22 protein-coding genes are annotated in these 22,474 nt (G+C 68.5%); 3 read left to right on the top strand and 19 right to left on the bottom strand.

The features are described from left to right. Window positions 1–44: 44 nt before the first annotated feature. The 7 genes from LCM15_RS18465 to LCM15_RS18435 all read right to left on the bottom strand — a co-directional run bounded on the left by LCM15_RS18465 (window position 45) and on the right by LCM15_RS18435 (window position 8,406). Window positions 45–1,436, bottom strand: a complete 1,392-nt coding sequence (locus tag LCM15_RS18465; RefSeq protein WP_224859028.1) for a M20 family metallopeptidase — start codon at window positions 1,434–1,436, stop codon at window positions 45–47. Continuing rightward, on the bottom strand, window positions 1,433–2,998 hold the full coding sequence (locus LCM15_RS18460) for a gamma-glutamyltransferase family protein (RefSeq protein WP_224859026.1): 1,566 nt from the start codon (window positions 2,996–2,998) through the stop codon (window positions 1,433–1,435). Before LCM15_RS18460 ends, LCM15_RS18465 begins: the two co-directional genes overlap by 4 nt. After that, entirely contained in the window at window positions 2,995–3,978 is a 984-nt protein-coding gene (locus LCM15_RS18455) for an ABC transporter ATP-binding protein (RefSeq protein ID WP_224859024.1), read from the bottom strand. Before LCM15_RS18455 ends, LCM15_RS18460 begins: the two co-directional genes overlap by 4 nt. Then, complete coding sequence (locus LCM15_RS18450; protein ID WP_224859022.1) at window positions 3,975–4,970, bottom strand: ABC transporter ATP-binding protein; 996 nt, start codon at window positions 4,968–4,970, stop codon at window positions 3,975–3,977. The genes LCM15_RS18455 and LCM15_RS18450 overlap by 4 nt, the downstream gene beginning before the upstream one ends. 3 nt (window positions 4,971–4,973) lie before the next feature. Further along, the gene (locus LCM15_RS18445; RefSeq protein ID WP_224859020.1) at window positions 4,974–5,870 is read right to left on the bottom strand and encodes an ABC transporter permease; all 897 of its coding nucleotides are present in this window, start codon (window positions 5,868–5,870) and stop codon (window positions 4,974–4,976) included. A gap of 1 nt (window position 5,871) precedes the next feature. Continuing rightward, window positions 5,872–6,789: an ABC transporter permease gene (locus LCM15_RS18440; protein ID WP_224859018.1), complete on the bottom strand. Its 918-nt coding sequence runs from the start codon at window positions 6,787–6,789 to the stop codon at window positions 5,872–5,874. A 96-nt stretch (window positions 6,790–6,885) separates the two neighbouring features. Beyond that, window positions 6,886–8,406, bottom strand: coding sequence for an ABC transporter substrate-binding protein (locus LCM15_RS18435; RefSeq protein WP_224859016.1), 1,521 nt, complete (start codon window positions 8,404–8,406; stop codon window positions 6,886–6,888). A gap of 149 nt (window positions 8,407–8,555) precedes the next feature. Here LCM15_RS18435 and LCM15_RS18430 point away from each other — a divergent pair, with 149 nt between their 5' ends. Next, a complete protein-coding gene (locus tag LCM15_RS18430) occupies window positions 8,556–9,311 on the top strand; it encodes an IclR family transcriptional regulator (protein ID WP_224859014.1) in 756 nt (251 codons plus the stop codon). A 33-nt stretch (window positions 9,312–9,344) separates the two neighbouring features. Here the strand turns inward: LCM15_RS18430 and LCM15_RS18425 are convergent, their stop codons facing one another. The 3 genes from LCM15_RS18425 to LCM15_RS18415 form a co-directional block, all read right to left on the bottom strand. Further along, complete coding sequence (locus LCM15_RS18425; protein ID WP_224859012.1) at window positions 9,345–9,740, bottom strand: PIN domain-containing protein; 396 nt, start codon at window positions 9,738–9,740, stop codon at window positions 9,345–9,347. Further along, entirely contained in the window at window positions 9,730–9,957 is a 228-nt protein-coding gene (locus tag LCM15_RS18420; RefSeq protein ID WP_224859011.1) for an AbrB/MazE/SpoVT family DNA-binding domain-containing protein, read from the bottom strand. Before LCM15_RS18420 ends, LCM15_RS18425 begins: the two co-directional genes overlap by 11 nt. Window positions 9,958–10,063: 106 nt before the next feature. Continuing rightward, window positions 10,064–12,904, bottom strand: coding sequence for an FAD-binding and (Fe-S)-binding domain-containing protein (locus LCM15_RS18415; protein WP_224859009.1), 2,841 nt, complete (start codon window positions 12,902–12,904; stop codon window positions 10,064–10,066). A 60-nt stretch (window positions 12,905–12,964) separates the two neighbouring features. On the opposite strand from LCM15_RS18415, the gene LCM15_RS18410 reads away from it, so the two are divergent. Beyond that, window positions 12,965–13,867 (top strand): LysR family transcriptional regulator, encoded by a 903-nt coding sequence (locus tag LCM15_RS18410; protein ID WP_224859007.1) that lies wholly within the window; start codon window positions 12,965–12,967, stop codon window positions 13,865–13,867. 12 nt (window positions 13,868–13,879) lie between these two features. Here the strand turns inward: LCM15_RS18410 and LCM15_RS18405 are convergent, their stop codons facing one another. From LCM15_RS18405 to flgB, 9 genes are read right to left on the bottom strand one after another with little or no spacing between them, the layout of a single operon-like run. Then, window positions 13,880–14,767, bottom strand: coding sequence for an alpha/beta hydrolase (locus tag LCM15_RS18405; RefSeq protein WP_224859005.1), 888 nt, complete (start codon window positions 14,765–14,767; stop codon window positions 13,880–13,882). Window positions 14,768–14,782: 15 nt separating this feature from the next. Further along, window positions 14,783–15,910, bottom strand: coding sequence for a flagellar biosynthesis protein FlhB (locus LCM15_RS18400; protein ID WP_224859003.1), 1,128 nt, complete (start codon window positions 15,908–15,910; stop codon window positions 14,783–14,785). Between the two features lie 3 nt (window positions 15,911–15,913). Continuing rightward, window positions 15,914–16,669: a flagellar biosynthetic protein FliR gene (locus LCM15_RS18395; RefSeq protein ID WP_224859001.1), complete on the bottom strand. Its 756-nt coding sequence runs from the start codon at window positions 16,667–16,669 to the stop codon at window positions 15,914–15,916. Window position 16,670: 1 nt separating this feature from the next. Beyond that, on the bottom strand, window positions 16,671–18,758 hold the full coding sequence (gene flhA / locus LCM15_RS18390; protein WP_412103302.1) for a flagellar biosynthesis protein FlhA: 2,088 nt from the start codon (window positions 18,756–18,758) through the stop codon (window positions 16,671–16,673). 5 nt (window positions 18,759–18,763) lie between these two features. Next, complete coding sequence (locus LCM15_RS18385) at window positions 18,764–19,588, bottom strand: lytic transglycosylase domain-containing protein (RefSeq protein WP_224858997.1); 825 nt, start codon at window positions 19,586–19,588, stop codon at window positions 18,764–18,766. After that, a complete protein-coding gene (locus LCM15_RS18380) occupies window positions 19,588–19,857 on the bottom strand; it encodes a flagellar biosynthetic protein FliQ (protein WP_007803913.1) in 270 nt (89 codons plus the stop codon). Before LCM15_RS18380 ends, LCM15_RS18385 begins: the two co-directional genes overlap by 1 nt. Before the next feature lie 17 nt (window positions 19,858–19,874). Beyond that, window positions 19,875–20,204 (bottom strand): flagellar hook-basal body complex protein FliE, encoded by a 330-nt coding sequence (locus LCM15_RS18375; RefSeq protein ID WP_224858995.1) that lies wholly within the window; start codon window positions 20,202–20,204, stop codon window positions 19,875–19,877. 12 nt (window positions 20,205–20,216) lie between these two features. After that, window positions 20,217–20,627, bottom strand: coding sequence for a flagellar basal body rod protein FlgC (flgC, locus tag LCM15_RS18370; protein ID WP_224858993.1), 411 nt, complete (start codon window positions 20,625–20,627; stop codon window positions 20,217–20,219). 11 nt (window positions 20,628–20,638) lie between these two features. Further along, window positions 20,639–21,040: a flagellar basal body rod protein FlgB gene (flgB, locus tag LCM15_RS18365; RefSeq protein ID WP_224858991.1), complete on the bottom strand. Its 402-nt coding sequence runs from the start codon at window positions 21,038–21,040 to the stop codon at window positions 20,639–20,641. Between the two features lie 66 nt (window positions 21,041–21,106). On the opposite strand from flgB, the gene fliI reads away from it, so the two are divergent. Continuing rightward, a complete protein-coding gene (gene fliI, locus LCM15_RS18360; RefSeq protein ID WP_224858989.1) occupies window positions 21,107–22,453 on the top strand; it encodes a flagellar protein export ATPase FliI in 1,347 nt (448 codons plus the stop codon). Window positions 22,454–22,474: the final 21 nt, after the last annotated feature.

Below are 22,474 nucleotides of genomic sequence, written 5' to 3'. Positions count from 1 at the left end.
ACCACGGCACGCGCCGCGATGCCCTCCCGCCGCTTGGCCTGTCCTCAGCCGGCGGGCGTGCCGCCGGCCCCGACATCCCAGAACACCCCGGCCATGACGCGCAGCGCATCGCGCGAGACCGGTTTCAGGATGTGCTCGTTCGGCGCGTGCTGCGAGCAGCCGCGATAGGAATGCGGCACCCAGATCGTCGGCACCTCTAGGATATCGGTGAAGCTGTCGTTGGGCAGCGAGCCGGCGAGGTTCGGGAGCACGTGCAACGCGCCCGCCGTCTTGCGGATCGACTCGCCCACGAACTGCGCCCAGGGGTGGCCGGGATCGAGCCGGGTGGCGGCAAAGAATCCGCGGTCATGGGCGCGGATCTGCACCCGCTCGAAACCATGCGCGTCGAGATGACGGCGCAGCGCGGGGATCACCTCTTCCGGGTCCGTCCCGACCACGTAGCGCAGCTGGCAGGTTGCCCGTGCCCAGCCCGAGATCGCGTTGACCGGCGCCTCGGGCACGCCCGAAACCATCGCCAGCACGGCAAAGCTGTTCCAGCCGAAGACCCGCTCTGCCGGGGTCAGGCTCTCTTCGCCCCAGTCCGGGTCCACAGCCGGCCCCTCACTGCCCGTCACGGGCAGGTCGCGCAGCGCCGCACGGACGCTGTCGGTGAGGCTGTCGGGGCGCCATTCCGGCACCTTGATCTGTCCACGCGCGTCGGTGATGCAGGCCAGCGCATGGGCGAGGATCATCGCCGGATCGGCGAGCAGCCCGCCCCAGTTGCCGGAGTGATGCGCGCCCTCGTGAGTCTCGACCACGAGATCGAAGGTGGTGCCCCCGCGCGAGCCCATGAACATGGTCGGCACCTCGGGCTGCAGGCGCGGCCCGTCGGAGGCGATGAGCACGTCGGCGGTGAGCCTGTCCTTGTACTGTTCGAACACCTCGGGCAGGCCGACCGAGCCGACCTCCTCGCTCATCTCGAGGACGATGCGGGTGTTGAAGCCGAGGCTGCCGCGCACCGTCAGAACCGCCTCGAGCGCGGCGATGTTGACGAGGTGCTGGCCCTTGTTGTCGGCGGTGCCGCGCCCGTAGAGCCGGTCGCCCTCCTCGACGATCTCCCATGGCTTGAGGCCCTCGCGCCACATGCCCTCCTGCCCGAGCACCGCGTCGCCGTGGCCATAGGTCAGCACCATCGGCAGGCCCTCGGCCTCGACCCGCTCGCCCAGCAGCAGGGGGCCGCCGCGCGGATCGGGGTTTTCGATGATCTCGCAGGCGAAGCCGAGCGCCTCGAGCCGGGGCAGCATCGCCTCGCGCAGGTAGCGCAGCGACTCGTCGCGCGCCTCCTGAGCCGGGTTCTGGCTCTCGGTGCGGAAGGCGACGAGACCGGCAAGGTCGGACTGGAAGGTTCCCGCGTCGAAATAGTCGGTGACATGGGAGATGGCGGCGTCGCGGGTCATTGGTCGTCCTCGAGGGCTGCGTCGCCCCAGGGCGACATGATTTCGGTGCATCCGGTGTTGGTGGTGCCGTCGCGCATCACGCCTGCCGGGCAGGCAAAGGCATAGGGCAGCACGGTGCGGCGGGTGGTCTGGACCGGCATGACGGTGCCGAGCGCGTCCAGCACCTCTTTCGGCAGCGTCTCGTCGGCGACGATGCCGCTGCCGCCCGAGACGTCGATGCGCGGGGTGTGGAAGGCCTCGCCGAGGCCCATGCCGCCATCGACCACGAAGGAGGCCAGCTGCGACACGGCAGAGACGATCTTGCGCCCGCCCGAGGCGCCGAGCGCGACGCGGCGTCCGCCGCCCGCGCCGAGCACCGGGCAGACGTTCATCAGGCAGGCCTTGTCCGGCGCCAGCGAGTTGGGCTTGCCCGGCTCGGGGTCGAACCACATGATGCCGTTGTTCATCAGCAGCCCGGTCGAGGGCGAGACCACGCGGCTGCCGAAGATCGACAGCAGGGTCTGGGTGTTGGCCACCATGTTGCCGTCGCGGTCGACGATGGAGAAATGCGTGGTGCAGCCCGGTGCCTCGGGCACCTCGCCGGTATCGCCCATCTTGCCCAGCCGTTCCGCATAGGCGGTGGCGAGCGCGCGGGCATAGGCGGGATAGGCTGACGCGGGCTGCGACAGGTCGGCGTCGGAGAGCTGCTCCATCACCCGCGCGAAGGTCGGGCCGGCGGTGAGGCCGGGCATGACGTGGAACAGCGCGTCGCGATAGGGCACCGGCTGCGCCGCCCCCACCCAGGCCCGGTAGCCGGCGAGATCCTCGGCGGCGAGGCTGCCGCCCTTGGCCTGAACGTCCTGCGCCAGCGCGCGGCCCACGTCGCCCTCGTAGAAGGCGCGCGACCCGCCGGCGGCCAGCGCCTCGAGCGTGTCGGCCATGGCGCTCTGGTCGAGGCGGTTGTCGGGGATCGCGGTCCAGCCGCTGCCCTTGGGCCAGATGCCGTCATCGAGGAACAGCGCCGCGGCGTCGGGATCCTTGGCGAGGTTGCGCGCCGTCGAGGCGATCAGCAGCGCCGCATACCAGTCGACCAGCATCCCCACGCGGGCGAATGCGATGGCCGGTGAGAGCAACTCGGCCCATGGCATCCGGCCCCAGCGGGCATGGGCCTGCCCGAGACCGTCGACGGTGCCGGGCACCGCGATGGCCTTGGCGCCCTCGACGTTGCGGTCCTCGACCACCCGCTCCCACGGGAACAGGTCGCCGGCCTTGCCCTCGCCGCTCAGCGGGTAGTCGTCGACCTTCAGGCCGCGCGGCGAGCGCATCCCGAAATTGATCGCCACCGCCTCGCCGGTGTCGGCGCGCCAGTGCACCGCCGCCCCGCCGCCGGCCGGTCCGCTCATCCACGGCTCGAGCACCCCGATGGCAAAGGAGGTCGCCACCGCCGCATCGACCGCGTCGCCACCGGCGCGCAGCACCTCGGCCCCGGCTTCGGCGGCGAGACGATGCTGCGCCGCCACCACCCCGCCCGCCGTCTCGATGACGTGCTTGCGGGTCTCCTGCGTCTTCGACAAGGCGCTCATGCGGCGCTCCTTTCGAACATCGGGCTCTCGGGGTCGTGCAGGTGGCACTCGACCCGGCCGGACTCGGTCTGAAGCGGACGCGGCGCGACCGCCTTGCAATGCTCGGTCGCGTGCGGGCAGCGCGGGTGGAAGGCGCAGCCCGAGGGCGGATCGATCGGGTTGGGGTAGTCGCTGCCGAGCGAGGTCTCGGGCACGCCCTGCGTCGGGTCGGGGGTGAGCACAGAGCTCAGCAGCGCGCGGGTGTAGGGATGGCGCGGACGCTCGAAGAGATCGGCCACCGGCGCCTCCTCGACGATGCGGCCGAGATACATCACCGCCACCCGCGTCGCGAGGTGCTCGACCACCGCAAGATCGTGCGAGATGAACAGGTAGGTCAGGCCGAATTCGCGTCGCAGATCGCCCAGAAGGTTGAGGATCTGGCTCTGCACCGACACGTCGAGCGCCGAGGTCGGCTCGTCGCAGATCACGATCTCGGGGCGCATCACCAGCGCGCGGGCGATGGCCACGCGCTGCCGCTGCCCGCCCGACATCTGGCTGGGATAGGTGTTGATGACCCGCTGCGGCAGGCCCACCACGTCGAGGATCTCGCGCACCGCCTTCTGCTGGCTGGCGGCATCGCCGATCCGGTGCACCCGAAGCGGCAGCGAGATCAGGTCGTAGATCGACTTGCGCGGGTTGAGCGAGGAATAGGGATCCTGAAAGATCGGCTGCAACCGCCCGGCCAGCGCGCGGCGGTCGAGGCCCGCCATGTCGTCGCCCTCGACCAGCACCCTGCCGGCGGTGGGCTGTTCGAGCCCCAGCAGCAGCTTGGCCAGCGTGGACTTGCCACAGCCCGACTCGCCCACGAGCCCCAGCACCTCGCCCTTGCGCATCGACAGGGTCACGTCGTTGACCGCGGTCAGCGGCTTGCGGGTGCCGAACAGGCCCTGCTTGACGCTGTAGGTCTTCTTCACCCCTTCGAGGGTCAGGATATCGCTCATGCGACCTCTCCTTCTTGCGACAGGGCCCCATCGGGATGAATGCAGCGGAACGCGTGGCTGGCGTCGCCGCGCTCGGGGATCGGCGCGCGGCACTCGGGCCGGGCGTGCGGGCAGCGGGTGCGGAAGGCGCAGCCCGTGACCTCGCCGATCAGCGAGGGCACGATGCCCGGAATGGTGCCGAGCGGCGCGCCGCGCTCGGTCTTGCCGGGCTGCGGGATGCAGCGCAGCAGGCCGCGGGTGTAGGGATGGCTGGGCCTTGCGAAGACCTCGGTCGAGGGGCCGGTCTCGACCAGCTCGCCGGCATACATCACCGCCACCTTGTCGGCGACGCGCGCCACCACGCCGAGATCGTGGGTGATGAGGATCATCGCCATGTTCATCTCGCGGGTGAGATCGACCAGCAGGCGCAGGATCTGCGCCTGGATGGTCACGTCGAGCGCCGTGGTCGGCTCGTCCGCGATCAGCAGGTCGGGCTCGCACATCAGCGCCAGCGCGATCATCACGCGCTGCCGCAACCCGCCCGAAAGCTGGTGCGGGTACTGGTTCAGCCGGCTTTCGGCAGCTGTGATGCCGACCTTCTCGAGCAGCTCGATGGCGCGGGCGCGGGCCTGCGCGTTGCTCACCTTGCGGTGCAGCCTGAGCGTTTCGGCCAGCTGATCCCCGATGGTGTAGGCCGGGTTGAGCGAGGTCATCGGCTCCTGAAAGATCATCGCCATGCGGTTGCCGCGCAGCGAGCGCATCACCCGGCGGTTGGCCTTCAGAAGGTCGACATCCTCGAAGCGCATCTCGTCGGCCTGCCGCGTGATGGATTTGCCCAGCAGCCCCATCACCGCCAGCGAGGTCAGCGACTTGCCCGAGCCGCTCTCGCCGACGATCGACAGCGTCTCGCCGCGCTTGAGCTCGAAGTCGATGCCGCGCACCGCGTGCAGCGTGCCGCTGCCCATGGGGATGTCGAGGGTCAGGTTCTTCACGGAAAGGATCGTGTCACTCATGGCTCAGCTCCTGCCTTCGGGGGCGGTGACGTCGCGCAGACCGTCGCCCATCAGGTTGATCGCCAGCACCAGCACGAAGAGCACCGCGCCGGGGATCAGCACCAGCCACGGCTCGAACAGCATCATGTTCTTGCCCTCCGACACCATCAGGCCCCAGGACGGGGTCGGCGGCTGCACGCCCAGGCCGAGGAAGCTCAGCGCCGCTTCGAGCAGGATGGCGTGCGCCATCTCGAGCGTGACCACGACGATCAGGTTGTTGAAGATGTTGGGCATGATCTCGGTCAGCACGATGCGCGGCGTCGAGGCACCGATGACCTGCGCGGCGGCGACGTAGTCGCGCCGGCGCACCTGCAGGGTCGAGGCGCGCATGACCACGGCGAAGCGGTCCCAGAGCAGCAGACCCAGCACGCAGATCACCACCGTGAGCGAACCGCCGAGGATGGCCACCACCGCCAGCGCCACGAGCACCACGGGCATCGCGAGGCGGACGTTGATCAGGAAGGTCACCACGGCATCGACCTTGCCGCCGAAATAGCCGGCGGCCACGCCCATGGCGGTGCCGATGACGCCCGAGATCAGCGCCGCCACGGCGCCGATCAGCAGCGACACCCGGGCGCCGTAGATCAGCCGCGACAGGTAGTCCCGGCCAAGGTGGTCGGTGCCCAGCGGGTGCTCCCACGTGCCGCCCATGAAGACCGGCTTGACCATCCGGTTCATCAGGCTCTGCGCGTAGGGGTCGTGCGGTGCCAGCAACGGCGCAAACAGCGCCACCAGCACCAGCAGCAGCACCACGGTCATGCCGAAGATCAGCGCCTTGTGTTTCAGGGCGCGCGCCCGGAGCATCTGGCGCGGCGACGGGCCTTCGATTTCGCGGGAGAGGGGATCGGTGGCGTCGGTCACGTCAGGCGCTCCGCATTCTGGGGTCCAGCCACGCGTTGAGCACGTCGGCGAGGAAGGTGAAGACGATGTAGAACATCGAGAAGACAAGGATCAGCGCCTGCACCGTGGGCAGGTCGTTGCGCGCGATGCTCTCCCACGCGAGGTAACCCGCGCCGTGCAGCGCGAAGACCGACTCGACCACGATCGAGCCGCCGAGCATGAAGCCCATCTGCACCGCCGCGAGGCTGACGACGGGGATGATGGCGTTGCGCAGCGCGTGCTTGAACAGCACCCGCGTCTCGCCGGCGCCCTTGGCACGCGCCGTGCGGATGTAGTCCGAACCCAGCACGTCGAGCATCCCGGCGCGGGTCAGGCGCATGATGGCGGGCATGGCGTAATAGCCCAGCACGATGGTGGGCATGATGAAATGCCGCCATGTCGCGGCGCCCGAGGGCGGCAGCAGGCCAAGCTGGATGGCGAAGACCACGATCAGGATCAGGCCGAACCAGAACGACGGCATCGCCTGCCCGGCGACCGACAGGAACAGCGCGACGCGGTCGGTCAGCGAGTTGGGACGGATCGCCGCCACCACGCCGAGCGGCACGGCGGTGAGCAGCGCGAAGAGGATGCCGCAGACGCCCAGCGTCATGGTGACCTGAAGCCGTTCGGCGATCAGGCTCGCGACCGGCAGCTTGAAATAGTAGCTCTCGCCGAAATCGCCGCGCAGGGCCGAAAACAGCCAGTCGCCGTATTGCACCAGCATCGGCCGGTCGAAGCCGTAGATGCGCCGGATGGCCTCGATGTCCTCGCCGCTTGCGGTCTCGCCCGCCAGCGCGGCGGCCGGATCTCCCGAGAGGAAAAGCAGGGAAAAGCTGATGAAACTGACGGTGAAGGCGACAAGCAGTGCCAGTCCCAGCCGTTTCAGGATGAATGGAAGCATGCGAACCCTCTCGCGCACGGATCGCCTGACCCGTGCGTCTGGTATCTCGGTGGTCTGGAAAGCGGGTGAGAGGCGGTGCCCCTCACCCCAGCGGGATCAGTTCCAGCTCATGTCGACGAAGCGCAGCACTTCATCGGCGGTGGGCGTGTAGCTGACATCCTGCGAGAACACGTAGTTGGTGTTGTACGTGAACATCGGCGCCCAGTACGCCTCTTCGGCGATCTTCTGGATGGCCTTGGTGTAGTACTCGATGCGCTCATCCGGGTCGGTCGAGCTGTCGGCCACGTTGAGCCACTCGAGCACCTCTTCGTCACGGGTGCTGTCGAGCGAGCCATGCTTGAAGAACTGGCTGACCATGGCCGAAGCATCGTTGATCGAGTAGCTGCCCCAGGTCTGGAACGACAGCGGCACCTCGCCATCCATGTTGAGCTCGCGCAGCGCCGAGTACTGCAGCATCTTGAAGTCGGTATCGATGCCCACGGCGTTCAGGTACGACGCGATCGCCTCGGCGTACTGACGGTCGCGATAGGCGTAGAACTCGGTGCTGAAACCGTCGGGATAGCCGGCCTCGGCCAGCAGCTCCTTGGCCTTCTCGGGATCGTACTCGTATTCGGTCACGTCCTGGATGCAGCCGAACTGGCTCGGGAAGCAGGGCGTGTAGACGACCTTGGACGAGCCCTGAAGCAGGGCATCCACCAGTTCCTGACGGTTGATGGCGTAGTTCACCGCCTTGCGCACCAGCGGGTCGGTGAACGGGGTGTCGCCCGAGCGCCCGGCGCTGTCCATCTGCAGGTAGCCCACGCGCATGGTCGACTCGTTGGCGACGGTGAACTGCCCCATCTCGCCCAGCTTCTCGGCCTGGTCCGCAGGCACCTGCCAGATCAGGTCAAGCGAGCCCGAGAACAGCTCGGCCATCTGCGTGTTGACGTCGGGAATGGTGCGAATGTCGATCTTCTCGATCTCGGGCTGGCCCTTGGGGCTGTCGTGGTAGTTCTCGTTGGCCTCGAGCACGAAGTGCTGGCCCGGCACCACGTCGACCACCTTGTAGGGGCCGGTGCCGACGGGCTTCAGGCCCATGCCGGACGGGCCGGCTTCGGCGTAGTACTCGTTGGGATACATCGAGACCGGACCCGAGAGAAACTCGATCGCCGCCGGGAACTTCTGCTTGAGCTTGATGCGGACGGTGTAGTCATCGACCTTCTCGGCCGAGTCCATCCAGTTGACGTTGCGCTGGGTCTTCACGCCGTTCTCTTCCTTGGCGACGAAGTTCACCGTGTAGACCACGTCATCGGCGTTGAACGCCTCGCCGTTGTGGAAGGTCACGCCCTCGCGCAGCTTGAACTCGAGCGTGGTGTCGTCGACCCACTCCCAGCTCTCGGCGAGGTTGCCGACATATTCGTTGGTTTCGGGGTCGCGGTAGATCAGCCCGTCCCAGACGGCGCGCTGCAGCACCACGCCTTCGCGCGACGAGTTGAAGTAGCTGTCGACGTTCTCCAGCTCCTTGGTGAAGGCCACGTTCAGCGTGCCCGAGGCCTTGTCGGCAAAGGCGGGCAGCGCGGTCGTGGCGGCCAGCGTGAGGGCGAGAAGTGCGGAGCGGTCCAGAAGTCTCTTGTTCATCTCAAATCCTGTTGGTTGACATCGATGTATCATTATTTGATACGTTAGATTATTATTTAATCATCTTAGCCGGACACGCATGGTCGTCGTCAAGCCCCGTCTTCGTCAAAAGCGGGTGGCGGGTGGGCAGATGAAGGCAGCGGTTGCAAATGAAGCAGAACTCTCTCCACGTCGGAACGCTTGCCAAGGGGCTGCGCCTGCTGCGCGCCTTCGATGAATCGCACGTCTCCCTGACCCTCACCGAACTGGTCGAGCGCACCGGGCTCGAGAAGAGCGCGGTGCAGCGCATGGCGCACACGCTGCACGTGGAGGGGATGCTCGACCGCGATCCCGACACGCGGCGCTATCGTCCGAGCCATGCCTGGCTCGAGCTGGCCTATGTCTATTACTGGTCGAACCCGCTGATCTCGCGCGCGCTGCCGAAGCTGATCGAATTCAGCCGCACGGTCGGCGAGACGGTGAATCTCGCGCAGATGTCAGGGGATCACATCATCTACGCCCTGCGCCTGCCCAACCACCGCACCCACTTCGCCGCAAGCATCGTCGGACGACGGGTGCCGGCGCTCGCCACCGCCTCGGGCCGGGTGATGCTGGCGACGCGCAGCGAGGCGGAGTATCGCGAGGCCTGCGCCAGCTGGCCCCTGCCCGCCGCGACGCCCCGCACCATCACCGACCGCGCGGTTGTCGAGGAAGACGTGGTCGCCGCGAGGCGCAACGGCTACGCCATCACCGAAGCGCAGGTCCTGCTGAACGAGATCAGTCTGGCGGTGCCGATCATCGGCACCGATGGCCGCGCCGACGCGGCCGTTCAGGTATCGCTGTCGAGCCTGGCTTACGACTTCGACCGCGTGCGGCGCGAGATCCTGCCAGTGCTGCTCGACACCACCGCGAGCATACAGGGCTGACGGCGCCGATGGTCGACGGCGCGGAAGGCCGGCTCAGAGGAAGGGGTTGGTGATCCGCAGCTGCCCTTCGATCAACAGACCGGACTGCATGTCCTCGGAATGCAGCAGCGTGCACCCGGCAAGCAGCGCCGCGGCGACGATCATCGAGTCGTAGACCGACAGCCGGTAGCGCTCGGCCAGGGCGCGGCCCACGGCGTGGGTCCGCGGTGTAAGATCCTCGACCGTGCACAACTCTTCGATACCCGACAGGAAGGCGCCGGCCTCATCCCAGCTCATCCCGGCCTTGCGGCGGCAGTTCACCAGCGCCTCGTTCAGCACCTGCACGCTGATCCGCGGCGCGCGCAGCAGCAGCGCCTCGGCGCGGTCCGCCTTGGGTCCGTCGTCGAGCAGGTAGAGGATGACGTTGGTGTCGAGGAACTCAGCGCTCATGCGCGGCGTCGCGGCTCAGCCGATCCTGCGCCGAAAGCCGGCCACGGAACCGCCGCAGCCGGCCCAGCACCTCGTCGGCACGCGCGTGGCGACGCACGGCGAGACCGTCCTCGCCGGCGGTGAGGTCGATCTCGTCGCCCTCCTTCAGGCCAAGCTCCCGGACAAGCTCGGCGGGCAGTCTGACGGCAAGCGAGTTGCCCCATTTCGCGACCTGCATGGCGGCCTCCATCGATCTGGATATACACGCTCGAATGTATATCCAAACGGTCGCCATCGCAACCGCTCATCACGGACCGGCGGCGATCCGCCCCGTGGCGCGACGCTCAGTCCGGCGCGCCCAGCCGGTCCGCGATCGCCCCCAGCGGGTGGCGCATCGCCTTGCCGCCGAGCCGTTCGCTCTGGCACCGGCAGGAAAACCCGGTCGCGACCGCCTCTTCCGCCTCGGCCACGGGTTTGGCCCAGGACAGCTCAAAGAGCCTGCGCGACATCTCCTGATGGCGGTCCTTGTGGCCGAACATGCCTGCCATGCCGCAGCAGCCCGTCGCCGGCGTCTCGATCCCGAGGCCGATGCCCTCGAAGACCGCCTGCCAGTCCGCGCGGGAGCCCGGCGCGCCGGTGCTCTCGGTGCAGTGGGTGAAGAGGCTGAGCGCCCCGCCCTCCGCCTGCGGCAGGCGCACACCCGCGCGCAGGTCCGAGGCGAGGAACTCCTGCGGCAGCAGCAGCGCGGGCACGTCGAGCCCCGCCTTTCGGTAGTCCTGCCGCAGCGCCATGACGAAAGCCGGGTCGAGCCCGATCATCGGCGCGCCGGTGGCCGCGCCCTTGCGCAGCGCCGCCGAGAGCCGGTCGGCCATCGCCCGGAAGCCCGCCGCATCGCCCAGATCGCCCGCTACCTTGCCCGCCGGCAGCATCTCGACAAAGCGCGGCGCGTAGCCAAGCGCCGTCAGACCGCGCAGCACGTCGCGTTGCGTCGCCTCGTCATAGAGCGCCGAGAACCAGTCCATCCAGACCAGCACCGTGCGCTCCGGCAGGGTCTCTCTCCCGAGCTCGCGCAACGAAATCCGCGCCGCGCGCGGCAGCGGCCGGGCGAGGCTGTCCGGCAGGTCGGTGACACTAAGAACCCGCTCGGTGATCCTCCTCGCCAGCGGCCAGAAGGGCCGGCCCAGCGGAGCCACGCGCACCAGCCACGGGCTCAGCCGCTCGGCCAGCAGCATGGCGCGGTCGGTCAGGGGGCGCGCCTTGCGGGCGTAGATATCGGCATAGACCGCCGCGCGCATCGACGGGATGTCGACCTGCACCGGGCAGGTCGAGGCGCAGGCCTTGCAGCCCAAACAGGTGTCGAGCGTGCCGAGCAGGTCGGCCTCTTCCACGGTCTGCACACCGGTCCGCCGGCCCTCCTGCCACGCCCGCATCGCGTCGGCCCGGCCCTTGGGCGAATGGCGCAGATCCTCGGACGCCTTGAACGAGGGGCACATCGGCGTGCTCGCCGCATAGCTCAGGCACTGCGCATTGCCGTTGCAGCGGAAGGCCTTCTCCAGCGCATCGCCCTCGGGCGCGTTGAACGGGCGGAACGGCGTCGTGGCAATCCCCATCACCGGCGTGTCGGTGGCCACCAGCTTGCCCGGATTGTACCGCCCCTCCGGGTCGAAGGCCGCCTTCACACCCTGCAGCGCGGCATAGGCCTCGGGCCCGATCCAGCCCTCGAGATAGGCGCCGCGCACGCCCTTGCCGTGCTCGCCCCAGAAGATGCCGCCATGGCGATTCACCAGCGCGTAGATCTCGTCCGACACCGCGACCAGCCGCGCCCGGTCTTCCTCGGCGTCGATGTCGAGCGCCGGTCGGATGTGCAGGCAGCCCACATCGACATGACCGTAGATGCCGAAGCTCAGCCCGTGCCGGGTGAGAATCTCGAGAAACCCGTCGAGGAACGCCGGCAGCGCCTCGGGCGGCACCACGCAATCCTCGACGAAGGCCACCGGTCGCGCCCGCCCCTCGACCTTGCCGAGCAGTCCCACCCCCGCCGAGCGGATCGCCCAGAGCTCGCGGATCTCGTCGGCGCCGGAGGCCACGTGCACCGCCCGGATCCCCGGCAGGCCGCGCAGCCGCGCCTCGCAGGCGGCGATCCCGGCTTCGACCGCCTCGGCACTGTCGCCATTGAACTCGACGAAGGTGTAGGCGAGCGCCTCGCCACCCTTCGGGCGCAGCGCCTCGGGCAGACGCCCCAGCAGCCCGGCCTCGCTGGCCAACGCCTGCACGCGCTCGTCCATCACCTCGATGGCGGTGGGATCGTCCTGCATCAGCGGCAGCGCCGCGGCGAGCGAGTCGCGGAAGCTGGCGAAACCCGCCACCACGAGGCGCTTTTCCTTCGGCAGCGGGCGCAGCCTGACCCGGATGCGGGTGATCGGCCCCAGCGTGCCCTCGGAGCCGGGGAACAGCCGCCACCACTCAAAGCCCCCCTGTTCGGGGCAGGCGCGGTCCAGATCGTAGCCGGTGAAGCGGCGGTTGAGCCGCGGCGTGTTTTCGACGAAAGCCGCCCGGCCCCCCCGTGCCGCGCGCTCTGCGGCGTTCAGCATCGGCTGCGCCCAGTCCGGCGCGTCCTCAAGGCTCGAGACCAGACCCTGCCCCCGCGCGATCTCGACGCCCACAAGGTTGTCCGAGGTCTTGCCATAGATCCGCGAGCCCTTGCCCGACGCATCGGTCGACACCATCCCCCCAACCACGCAGCGCGTCGAGGTCGAGGTCTCGGGTGCGAAGAACACCCCCCGCGGGCGCAGCTGCGCGTTGAGATCGTCCAGCACGATGCCGGGCTCGACATCGGCCCATTGCCCCTCGGGATCGACCGCGAGCAGCCGGTGCATGTGGCGGCGCATGTCGAGAATGACGCCGTGGTTGAGGCTCTGCCCATTGGTGCCGGTGCCGCCGCCACGCGCGGTGATCGGGAGATGCGCGAAGGCGGGCCGCTCGAGCACCGACAGGGCCGTCACCACGTCCTCGGCATTCTGCGGTGCGACGATCAGGTCGGGCAGGATGCGATAGACCGAGTTGTCGGTCGACATCGCCGCGCGCAGGGCGCTGTCGCGCTCGACCTCCCCCCGGAAGCCCGCCGCGCGCAGGGCGGCAGGAAGCGTGGCGATGGCGTCGGTGAAACGGCTGTCGGTGGCGGTCATGCGGCTCTCCTGTGCGGGCGCATATTGACCGAAGCGCGGCGTTCTTTAAAATTGAAAGATATGAAGATTGATGCAGAAAATACGAACTTCAACCTGCGTCACCTGCGGGCGATCCACGCGATCTGGGCCGAGGGCAGCTTTGCCCGCGCCGCCGACCGGCTGGGCGTGGTGCCCTCGGCGCTGACCGAGACGGTGCGCCAGATCGAGGAGATTGCCGGCGGGGCGCTGTTCGACCGGCGCAGCCGCCCGCCGGTGCCGACGCCGCTCGGGCTGGAGTTCCTGAACGACACCGCGCCGCTGCTCGACGCGCTCGACCAGTCGCTCACCCGCCTGCGGGCCCGGGCGCGCGGGCTGCACGGCGCGCTGCGCCTCGGCGCCGCGCCCTCGGCGATCACGCCGCTCATCGCCCCGGCCATCGCGCGGTTCCGGGCCGAGCATCCCGGCGTGATCCTCACCCTGCACGATGACGTCGCCGAAACGCTGGCCGCCATGGTCGCCGACGGGCGGCTCGATCTGGCCGCCGCCGGTCGCGCGCGCAGTTCGCCCGATCTCGTCCAGACCGAGATCGCCGCCGATCCCTTCGGCCTCGCCTGCTGCGCCGATCACCCGCTGGCGCGAACGGGGGCGCCGGTGCGGCTGTCCGATATCGACCCGCAGGCGCTCATTCACCTCGGCACCGAGACCGGCTCCTCGCGCCTGCTGGCCGCCCATCCCGGCCTGCCCGACACGCTGAAGACCGGCCCCCTGCGCAGCCATTCCACCATCGCCCAGCTCTGCCTCGTGCGCGCGGGCATCGGCGTGGCGCTGCTGCCGCGCAACGCGGTCGGGCTGTTCAACGACCCGGGCATCGTCTTCGTGCCGGTCAGCGATCTGCGGCTCGAGCGCAAGCTCTACCTGCTGAGCCCGGCGCGGCGGGCGCTCTCGCCTACCGCCGAGCGCTTCCGGGCCATCTTTCTGGGCTGAGTGAGCCCGCGGTCAGCGGCACCCGTGACGATCTAGGAAGGCGAGCACCGCCTCGGCGATCTGCCCCGCCGCGCCGGGTTCGAGGTGAAAGTGGTGATCGCCGGCCAGCTCGGCAGTCTCGTACGTCATCACCAGTTCTCCCGCACGCGCGGCGAGCTGCGCCAGCACCGGGCGCTTGCTCTTGATGCCCTCCGTGGCCCAGATATTCAGCACCGGGCAGCGCCACGCCCGCAACACCGCCTCCACATCCGCCTGTTTCAGCTTCACCGCCGAGCGCGCGAAGAGCCGCGGGTCGCCGCGCAGACTCACCCCGTCGGGATGCGGCGCCAGCGCCCGCTCTGCCAGCGCCTCCGAGGTGCGGCGCGCGTTGCCTTGCGCCGTCCGGCGCTCGATATAGGCCTCGGTCGACGGGAACAGGCGCGGCGGCCGCGCCTTCTGCTTGCGGGTCTGCTCGATGAAGGCGGTGAGCGTGGTCACGATGGTCTCGTCCGGATCGGGCTCCGGCACCAGCGAGTCGAGCGCGATCAGCGCCCGCACCCGGCCCGGCTGCGCCGCCGCGAAGAGCCCGGCGATATTGGCGCCGCGCGAATGGCCAAGCAGGACGCAGTCCTGCCAGCCCAGCAGGTCGAGCAGCTCGGCGATCTGCGGCAGGTCGTCCCAGATGTTGTAGGTGGCATGGGCCGCGCGATGACCGCTGAGCCCCTGCCCGCTCAGATCGAGCGCCACCACGCGGCAGCCCGCGAGCCTCGGCGCCAGTTCCTGAAAGCTGTCGGCGTGATCCATCCAGCCGTGCAGCGCCAGCACCGGCGTGCCGTCGCGCGGCCCCCATGCACGCCCGGCCAGCCGCAGCCCATCCACCTCCCAGACGCAATCCTGCGCCGCCCCGGTCTCGTCACCCATCACTTGCCCCCTGCCCTACGCCTCTTCCCGCAGGCTGGAGCCCTCGGGCGGCTGGCGCCGGATGTTTCGTTCGAGATCCATGATATAGCCGATGATCGCCGCCACCGCCTCCCAATGCTCGACCGGGATCGGTTGATCGAGCTCGGCCACGTCGTGCAGGGCGCGCGCCAGCGGGCGGTTCTCGACCATCGGGATCTCGTTCTCCTTGGCCAGCTCGCGGATCCGCGCGGCCAGCAGGTCGGCCCCCTTGGCCACGCAGACCGGCGCCATGTCGACGCCGTTCTCGTATTTCAGCGCCACCGCGAAATGGGTCGGGTTGGTGAGCACCACGGTGGCCCGCGGCACCGCCTGCGCGAGACGCTGGCGCGCCCGCTCGCGGCGGATGTTCATGCGCTTGGAGCGGATCAGCGGGTCGCCCTCGGTCTCCTTGACCTCGTCCTTGATCTCTTTCATCGACATGCGCTGCTTGCGACGGTGATCGAAGCGCTTCCACAGGATGTCGGCCACCGCGATCACGCTCACCAGGGCCAGCGTGATGAGCAGCATCCGCGACGCCTCGGCGCGGATGAAATCGGTCACCCTCTCGGGCAGGAGACCCTGCGTCTGCCAGATCCGGCCGACCGCGTTCAGCACCACCCAGCCCGCGATCACGCCGACCAGAAGCACCTTGGTGACGCTCTTGAGGAACTCGACAAAGGCGGCGAGCGAGAACAGGCGCTTGAAGCCCGACAGCGGCGAGATCTTGGACCATTTCGGCTTCAGCCGCTCGGCGGCCACCACCACCTCGCCCTGCAGCGCGACGCCGGCCATCGCGCCGATCACCATCAGCGCCATCAGCGGTCCGAGCAGGATGCCCACCCCGCGCAGCACCTTCCAGCTCACCGCCCCCAGATCGCGCAGGCCCGCCAGATCGGTGCCGACATGGATCTGCCCGGCGCTTTCCAGCACGTTGCGGAACACCCCCGCAAGCGGCGCCGACACCGACGGCAGCACGAAGGCGGTGATGGCGAAGAGCGACAGCACCGCCATGACGTTGCCGGCCTCCTTGGAGGAGGCGACGTCGCCCTTCTCGCGCGACTTTCGGAGCTTTCGCTCTGTCGGCTCTTCGGTCTTGTTGTCCTTGTCCTCGTCCTGATCCGCCATGGTCTAGAACACCAGCAGGCCGAGCCATTCGCCGAAGCGCTCGGCGAATTCGCGCAGCATCACCGGCGTGGCCATGACCAGCACCAGAAGCCCCGCCATGATCAGCACGGGGGCGGCCACGAAGAACACCGGCAGCGACGGCATCATCCGCGCGGCCAGCCCCATCCCGAGATTGACCAGCAGCCCCATGACGTAGAATGGCGCCACGATCGACAGGCCGAGGTAGAAGCTCTGCGACACCGCCTTGACGATCTGCTGCGCCAGATCCGCGGGCAGGATCTGCCCCGGCGGGAACAGGTCGTAGCTGCTGACCATGGCGCCGATGATCAGGTGATGCAGGTCGGTGGCGAAGATCATCGCCACGCCGCCCAGCATCAGACCGGTGGAGATCAGCGTCGAGCCCTGAAACGAGCCGAGGCTGGGCGAGAACGCGTTCGACAGGCCCGAAACGAGGCCGACCTGGTAGCCCGCGAATTCCAGCGCGGTGAGCAGGATGCGGGCGGTGAGGCCGATCCACAGGCCCAGCGTCAGCTCGATGGCCAGCGCCGCGACCAGCGGACCCGGCGCATCGAGCGACACCGGCCCCTGCGGCACCGCCGGATAGAGCGCCAGCGACAGCAGCACCGCAAAGGCCAGCCGGTGGCGCACCGGGATGACGCTCTCGCCAAGCGCCGGCAGGAACATCAGCATCCCGCCGATGCGGGCGAAGACCAGCGCCACGCCAAGGAACTCGACGGTGAGGAGCGCGGCGAGGTTCACCCTACTGACCCACGGTCGCCACGGTGCGCAGCGCGGTCTTGCGATGGATCTCGTTGTGCGACAGCACCACGGTCATCGGGCTGACGCGCTCGAGCATGGAGCGCACGAAGCTGCGCACCTCGGGGCTGACCAGCAGCGCCGGCCACTGATCCTGCTCGGCGAATTTCTGGATCTCGCGGCGCGCCTGCAGGACGAATTCCTGAACCCGCTGCGGCGACATCACGAAGTTGCGCTCGTCGCCGTTGACGCGCAGCGCCTCGAGGAATTCCTTCTCCCAGGCGGGCGACATCGAGATCACCGAGATGAAGCCGTTGTCGTCGACCAGCGACTTGCAGATCTGGTTCGACAGCCGCCGCCGCACCGCCTCGGTGATCTGGGTCACGCTCGAGGTCGTGCGCTTGGCCTCGGCGATGGATTCCACGATCAGCGGCAGGTTTCGGATCGAGACGCGCTCGGCCAGCAGGGTCTGCAGCACGTGTTGCACCAGCACCATCGGCGCGTTGCCGGGGATGTCGCTGACCAGCTTCTGGTATTCGCGGTCGAGCCCCTCGATCAGGCTCTGCGTCGCGCCATAGGTCATCAGCTCGGGCAGGTGCTCTTTCACCACCTCGGTCAGGTGGGTGATGATGACGCTCTCGGGATCGACCACCGTCAGGCCCATGGCCTCGGCACGGGCGCCGGTCTCGGCATCGACCCAGAGCGCCTCGAGTCCGAAGGTCGGGTCCTTGCCGCGCTCGCCCGACAGGCCGCATTCGCCGGGATTGACCACCATGAGTCCGTTCGGGCGGATCTCGCCGCGCGCCACCTCGACCCCCTGCACGGTGATCGCGTAGGTCTGACCCGGCAGCATCGGTTCGTCCTTGATCCGCACCGAGGGCAGCACGAAGCCGAACTCGCGGGCGAAGAGGTTGCGCAGGCTCTTGATCTTGCCCGCCAGCGCCGCGTCGCTGTTGGAGATCAGCGGCACCAGCGCCTGTCCCAGCTCGAGGCGCAGACCGTCGAGCTTGAGCGTATCCTTGATGGTGTCCTCGGGCGCGGCGGCCTCGGCCCGCTGCTTTGCCGCCTCGGCGCGGTCGGCACTGGCCCGCGCCGTCTCGGCCTGCCGCATCACCATCATGCCGAGGAAGGTCATGATCGCCGCCAGCGCGGTGAAGATCAGGCTGGGAAAGCCGGGCAGAAGGCCGATGCCGAACAGCAGGACGGACGCCATGAACAGCGCCTTGGGGAACTTCGAGAGCTGGCCCAGCACCGCCTCGTTGGCGGCGCCCTCGGTGCCGCCCTTGGTGACGATGAGGCCCGCCGCCAGCGACACGATCAGCGCCGGCACCTGCGACACGAGACCGTCGCCGATGGTGAGCACGGTGTAGAACCCCGCCGCCTCGGACAGCGACAGCCCGTGCTGCGCCACGCCGATCAGGATGCCGCCGATGACGTTGATCAGGGTGATGATGATCCCCGCCACCGCGTCGCCGCGCACGAATTTCGAGGCACCGTCCATCGCCCCGAAGAAGCCGCTCTCGTCCTCGATCTCCTTGCGGCGGGTGCGGGCCTGTTCCTCGTCGATGAGGCCGGCGCCGAGATCGGCGTCGATCGCCATCTGCTTGCCCGGCATCGAGTCGAGCGAGAAGCGCGCCGAGACCTCGGCGATGCGGGTCGAGCCCTTGGTGATGACCACGAAGTTGATCACCACGAGGATCGCGAAGACCACGATGCCGATGATGAAATTGCCCGAGACGATGAACCGCGAGAAGCCCTCGATCACCCCGCCGGCGGCGCTCGGGCCGGTGTGGCCTTCGGACAGGATCAGCCGGGTCGAGGCCACGTTCAGCGACAGGCGCAGCATGGTGACGACGAGCAGGAGTGTCGGAAAGCTGTTGAATTCCAGAGGCTTGGGAATCCACAAGGCCACCATCAGCACCAGAACCGAAACCGACAGCGACACCGCGAGCCCGAAATCCAGCACCGCCGCAGGCAGCGGCACGAACAGCACCGCAAGGATCAGCGTCACCGCGATGGCGAAGCCGATGTCGCGGTTGCCGTGGCTGCGGCCCAGCCAGCCCGGCAGCGACGTCGTGGAGGGATCGGACATCGACATCAGAACATCTTTCGGAAGGCTGGCAGCACCGGCGAGAGCGTCTCGCGCCCGAACAGGCTGCGGGCGCCGCTGCTGGCCGCGCCCGAGCGAAGGGTGATGTCGGAGGTCCAGAAATGCCCCGAGGGCAGCGGCTCGGCGGTGACCGCCGCCACCGCCGCGAGACCGATCCCCCCTGCCCCGCCGCCGCTGCCCGAGGCGGCGAGCTGGCGGAAGATATCGAGCCGCTCGTTGGCGATGGTGACGTTCTGCTTGAGCCGGTCGAGATAGACGCCCTGATGCACCTCGGTGGCCGAGTGGTAGTGCCCGGCCGCCTTGACCCAGTCGCCGGTCTTTTCATAAAGCTGCACCAAAAACCGCGCCGCGTAATCGACGTTGCGCGCCGGGTCGAAGCCGTCCTCGAGCTGAACGAACGCATCCGGGTGCCAGCGCAGGTTCACCTGCATACAGCCGACATCGATGGACTCGACCCCCGCCGCCTGCCGCGCCCGCACCCAGCTTGCCGCCGATTGCGGCGTGTCGAAGAAGCGCCCGTCGCCATCGGCATTGGCGACCCAGGGCCAGATGGTCAGCTCGCCCTCGTGCATCATGCCGCTTTCCTGCAGGCCGATCCCGAGCAGAAGGTTGCCGGGGATCTGGTGACGCAGCTGGGCGCGCAGGATCTCGTGGATGCAGACCCCCGCCGGATTGCCGACCGGGCCTGACCGCAAAGCCTGCGGTGCCTGCGAGACACGTTCGGACGGGCGATAGAAATCGCTCCAGTCGGCCAGCGCCCCCTGCCCCGCGACCAGCGCCAGTAGGATCAGAAGACCGCGCAGCATCCGCATCACAGTCCGCCGCTCACGATCAGGTCGAAGGCACGATCCGAGAGCCGCTTGACCACGGTGTACATCAGCGGCGTGAACGCCAGCAGACCGATGAAGATCGCCACGATCTTGGGCACGAAGGTCAGGGTCATTTCCTGCACCTGGGTCAGCGCCTGGAAGAACGCGATGATGAGGCCCACCACCAGCGCGATGGCCATGATCGGGCCGGACCCGTAGAGCACGGCAAGGAAGGCGTCCGACAGGATCGTGTAGGTATCGCTCTCGGTCACGACCGCCTCCCCTCCGATCAGATCGGCATACGGATGATTTCCTGGTAGGCCTCGACCAGCTTGTCGCGCACCGCCACCGCTGTCTTGACGGTCGAGTCGAGCTCGAGCGTCGCCTCGACCACCGCCTGCGTGTCGGCATTGCCGCGCAGCCCGGTCTGCGCCGTCGCCTCGGCCTCCCGGATCGTCTGCACGGCGTCCGCGCCCGCCTGCGACACCATGTCGGCGAAGCTCGGCTTGCTGTCATCGCGTGCGGGGCTGGCGACGGCCTCGGCCGCCATGCTTTTCGAGGCCCGGTAGGCCCCGGATGCGGCATTGATCGAGAGGAGGGAGGAGGTTTCGGTCGCCATAAGTCTTCAGTCTTATTTCAGCAGGTCGAGAAGCTGCGTGCGCATGGTGCGCCCGGTCTCGAACATGTTCAGGTTGGCCTGGTAGCTGCGCGAGGCTTCGCGCATGTTGCTCATCTCGAGGATGGTGTTGACGTTCGACACCTTCACGAAGCCATCCGCGTCTGCGGCCGGATGCGAGGGGTCGTAGTTCAGCTGGAAATCGGCGTCGTCGCGGCGGATGCCGTCGACCTCGACCATCGAGGCGCCGCTGTCCCGGTCGACCATCTCCTGAAACGAGATGATCTTGCGGCGATAGGGATCGTCGCCACTGGCATTGCCGGTGGAGCTGGCGTTGGCGACGTTCTCCGACACCACCTTGAGCCGCTCGCCCTGCGCGCGCATCCCGCTTGCGGCAACCGAAAGAACTGTCTTGAGCGTGTCCATGCCCTGCCCTCTTATCTGACGCCGGTGACGGCGATGGTCAGCAGGCTGTGCCCGCGGCGATAGAGCTCGGCGGCCAGCCGGTAGTTGCCGGCCACTTCCGCCGCGTCGATGGTCTGCTGCTCAAGCGCCACGGTGTTGCCGTCGATGCTGCCTTCCCACGCGTCCTCGTCCGCGGTGACCCGCACGCCGTTCGGTGCCTCGCCGCTGCTGGTGATGTGGCGCGTGTCGGTGACCCGAAGCCCCTGCATCGCATTCCCGTTCTCGAGCATGGCGTCGAACCCGCTGACCGTCTTCGCCTTGTAGTTCGGCGTATCGGCATTCGCGACGTTCTCCGAGATCACAGCCTGACGGGCCCCCAGCCATGTCATGCGCTGCGAGGCCAGCTGAAAAAAGGACATTCCACCAAGCTTCATGAACAGTTTCCTTTTGCCTTAATCAAAGATAGCATGAATAAATCTTGCTTAGCAATGGATAGAACCATGCACACAGCCTTTTCAGAGCTCTCTAGCCTTACGCGCACCATCGAGCGCGCAAGCATAACCGGGCAGGTGACCTCGGCGCTCGGGCTGGTGCTGACCGTGTCGGGGCTCGAGCGGGCCGTTGGCATCGGCGCGCATTGCGTCGTGCAGGGCGCCAACGGGCCGGTGCTGGCCGAGGTCGTGGGCATCGATGAGAGCGGGACGCGGCTCCTGCCCTTCGGAAGCTGGGACGGCGTGCGCACCGGCGATCCGGTGGCGGTCACCCGCTCCGGCGCCGAGCTGCGCCCCGACGAGGCCTGGATCGGGCGCGTGGTGAACGCGCTCGGCCAACCGCTGGACGGTAAGGGACATCTGCCCGAAGGTTCGAGCCCGCGCCCGCTGCGCGCCTCCCCTCCCCCGGCCTTCACCCGCCGCCGCGTGGGCGACCGGCTGGCAACGCGGCTCAAGGTGATGGACGTGTTCGCGCCGCTGTGCCGGGGCCAGCGCATGGGCGTGTTCTCGGGCTCCGGTGTGGGCAAGTCGACGATGATGTCGATGCTGGCGCGCAACGCGCAGGCCGATGTCATCGTCGTGGGCCTGATCGGCGAACGTGGCCGCGAGGTGCAGGATTTCCTTCAGGAGGATCTTGGCGAAGACGGTCTGGCCCGCGCGGTCGTCATCGTCTCCACCGGCGACGAACCTCCGCTGATGCGGCGGCAGGCGGCCTGGACCGCAACCACGGTGGCCGAGCACTTCCGCGATCAGGGCAAGCAGGTTCTGCTGCTGCTCGACAGCGTCACCCGCTTCGCCATGGCGCAGCGCGAGATCGGACTCGCCGGTGGCGAGCCGCCCACCGCCAAGGGCTACCCGCCCACCACCTTCGCCGAGCTTCCGCGGATGCTGGAACGCGCCGGTCCGGGCAGCGGCGAGGCTGGCGACATCACCGCGCTCTACACCGTTCTCGTGGACGGCGACGACATGGACGATCCCATCGCCGACGCGGTGCGCGGGATCATGGACGGCCATATCGTGCTCGACCGCCGCATTGCCGAGACCGGGCGCTTTCCGGCGGTCAACGTGCTGCGCTCGATCTCGCGGATGCTGCCGGACTGTCACGCCCCCGAGGAATACGCGATCTACCGCGCCGCCCGCCGCGCCATGGCGCGTTATGCCGACATGGAAGAACTGATCCGCATCGGCGCCTACCGGCCCGGCAGCGACGTGGAAGTCGACGCGGCGATCAAGCTGTTCCAGCCGCTCGAGGATCTTCTGCGGCAGAGCAAGCACGATGCGATGGAGCCGAACGAGACCTTCGCCCGCATCCACGCCTGCCTGACCGAGGCCGGGATTACAGTTCCCACCGAATGAGATCCGGACGGGCGCCGCGAA

This window comes from Salipiger bermudensis, from assembly GCF_020171625.1.
GTDB classification, from domain to species: domain Bacteria; phylum Pseudomonadota; class Alphaproteobacteria; order Rhodobacterales; family Rhodobacteraceae; genus Salipiger; species Salipiger bermudensis_B.
This window is presented reverse-complemented; position numbering and strand designations above follow the sequence as displayed.

What these genes read in the sequence shown, in the direction of transcription:
- flhA (WP_412103302.1), bottom strand. Translation starts at nt 18,758, where the DNA reads ATGTCCGATCCCTCCACGACGTCGCTGCCGGGCTGGCTGGGCCGCAGC.
- LCM15_RS18430 (WP_224859014.1), top strand. Translation starts at nt 8,556, where the DNA reads ATGAAGCAGAACTCTCTCCACGTCGGAACGCTTGCCAAGGGGCTGCGC.
- LCM15_RS18425 (WP_224859012.1), bottom strand. Translation starts at nt 9,740, where the DNA reads ATGAGCGCTGAGTTCCTCGACACCAACGTCATCCTCTACCTGCTCGAC.
- LCM15_RS18435 (WP_224859016.1), bottom strand. Translation starts at nt 8,406, where the DNA reads ATGAACAAGAGACTTCTGGACCGCTCCGCACTTCTCGCCCTCACGCTG.
- LCM15_RS18450 (WP_224859022.1), bottom strand. Translation starts at nt 4,970, where the DNA reads ATGAGTGACACGATCCTTTCCGTGAAGAACCTGACCCTCGACATCCCC.
- flgB (WP_224858991.1), bottom strand. Translation starts at nt 21,040, where the DNA reads ATGAAGCTTGGTGGAATGTCCTTTTTTCAGCTGGCCTCGCAGCGCATG.
- LCM15_RS18415 (WP_224859009.1), bottom strand. Translation starts at nt 12,904, where the DNA reads ATGACCGCCACCGACAGCCGTTTCACCGACGCCATCGCCACGCTTCCT.
- LCM15_RS18375 (WP_224858995.1), bottom strand. Translation starts at nt 20,204, where the DNA reads ATGGCGACCGAAACCTCCTCCCTCCTCTCGATCAATGCCGCATCCGGG.
- LCM15_RS18465 (WP_224859028.1), bottom strand. Translation starts at nt 1,436, where the DNA reads ATGACCCGCGACGCCGCCATCTCCCATGTCACCGACTATTTCGACGCG.
- LCM15_RS18405 (WP_224859005.1), bottom strand. Translation starts at nt 14,767, where the DNA reads ATGGGTGACGAGACCGGGGCGGCGCAGGATTGCGTCTGGGAGGTGGAT.
- LCM15_RS18455 (WP_224859024.1), bottom strand. Translation starts at nt 3,978, where the DNA reads ATGAGCGATATCCTGACCCTCGAAGGGGTGAAGAAGACCTACAGCGTC.
- LCM15_RS18400 (WP_224859003.1), bottom strand. Translation starts at nt 15,910, where the DNA reads ATGGCGGATCAGGACGAGGACAAGGACAACAAGACCGAAGAGCCGACA.
- flgC (WP_224858993.1), bottom strand. Translation starts at nt 20,627, where the DNA reads ATGGACACGCTCAAGACAGTTCTTTCGGTTGCCGCAAGCGGGATGCGC.
- LCM15_RS18440 (WP_224859018.1), bottom strand. Translation starts at nt 6,789, where the DNA reads ATGCTTCCATTCATCCTGAAACGGCTGGGACTGGCACTGCTTGTCGCC.
- LCM15_RS18460 (WP_224859026.1), bottom strand. Translation starts at nt 2,998, where the DNA reads ATGAGCGCCTTGTCGAAGACGCAGGAGACCCGCAAGCACGTCATCGAG.
- LCM15_RS18385 (WP_224858997.1), bottom strand. Translation starts at nt 19,588, where the DNA reads ATGCGGATGCTGCGCGGTCTTCTGATCCTACTGGCGCTGGTCGCGGGG.
- LCM15_RS18420 (WP_224859011.1), bottom strand. Translation starts at nt 9,957, where the DNA reads ATGCAGGTCGCGAAATGGGGCAACTCGCTTGCCGTCAGACTGCCCGCC.
- LCM15_RS18410 (WP_224859007.1), top strand. Translation starts at nt 12,965, where the DNA reads ATGAAGATTGATGCAGAAAATACGAACTTCAACCTGCGTCACCTGCGG.
- fliI (WP_224858989.1), top strand. Translation starts at nt 21,107, where the DNA reads ATGCACACAGCCTTTTCAGAGCTCTCTAGCCTTACGCGCACCATCGAG.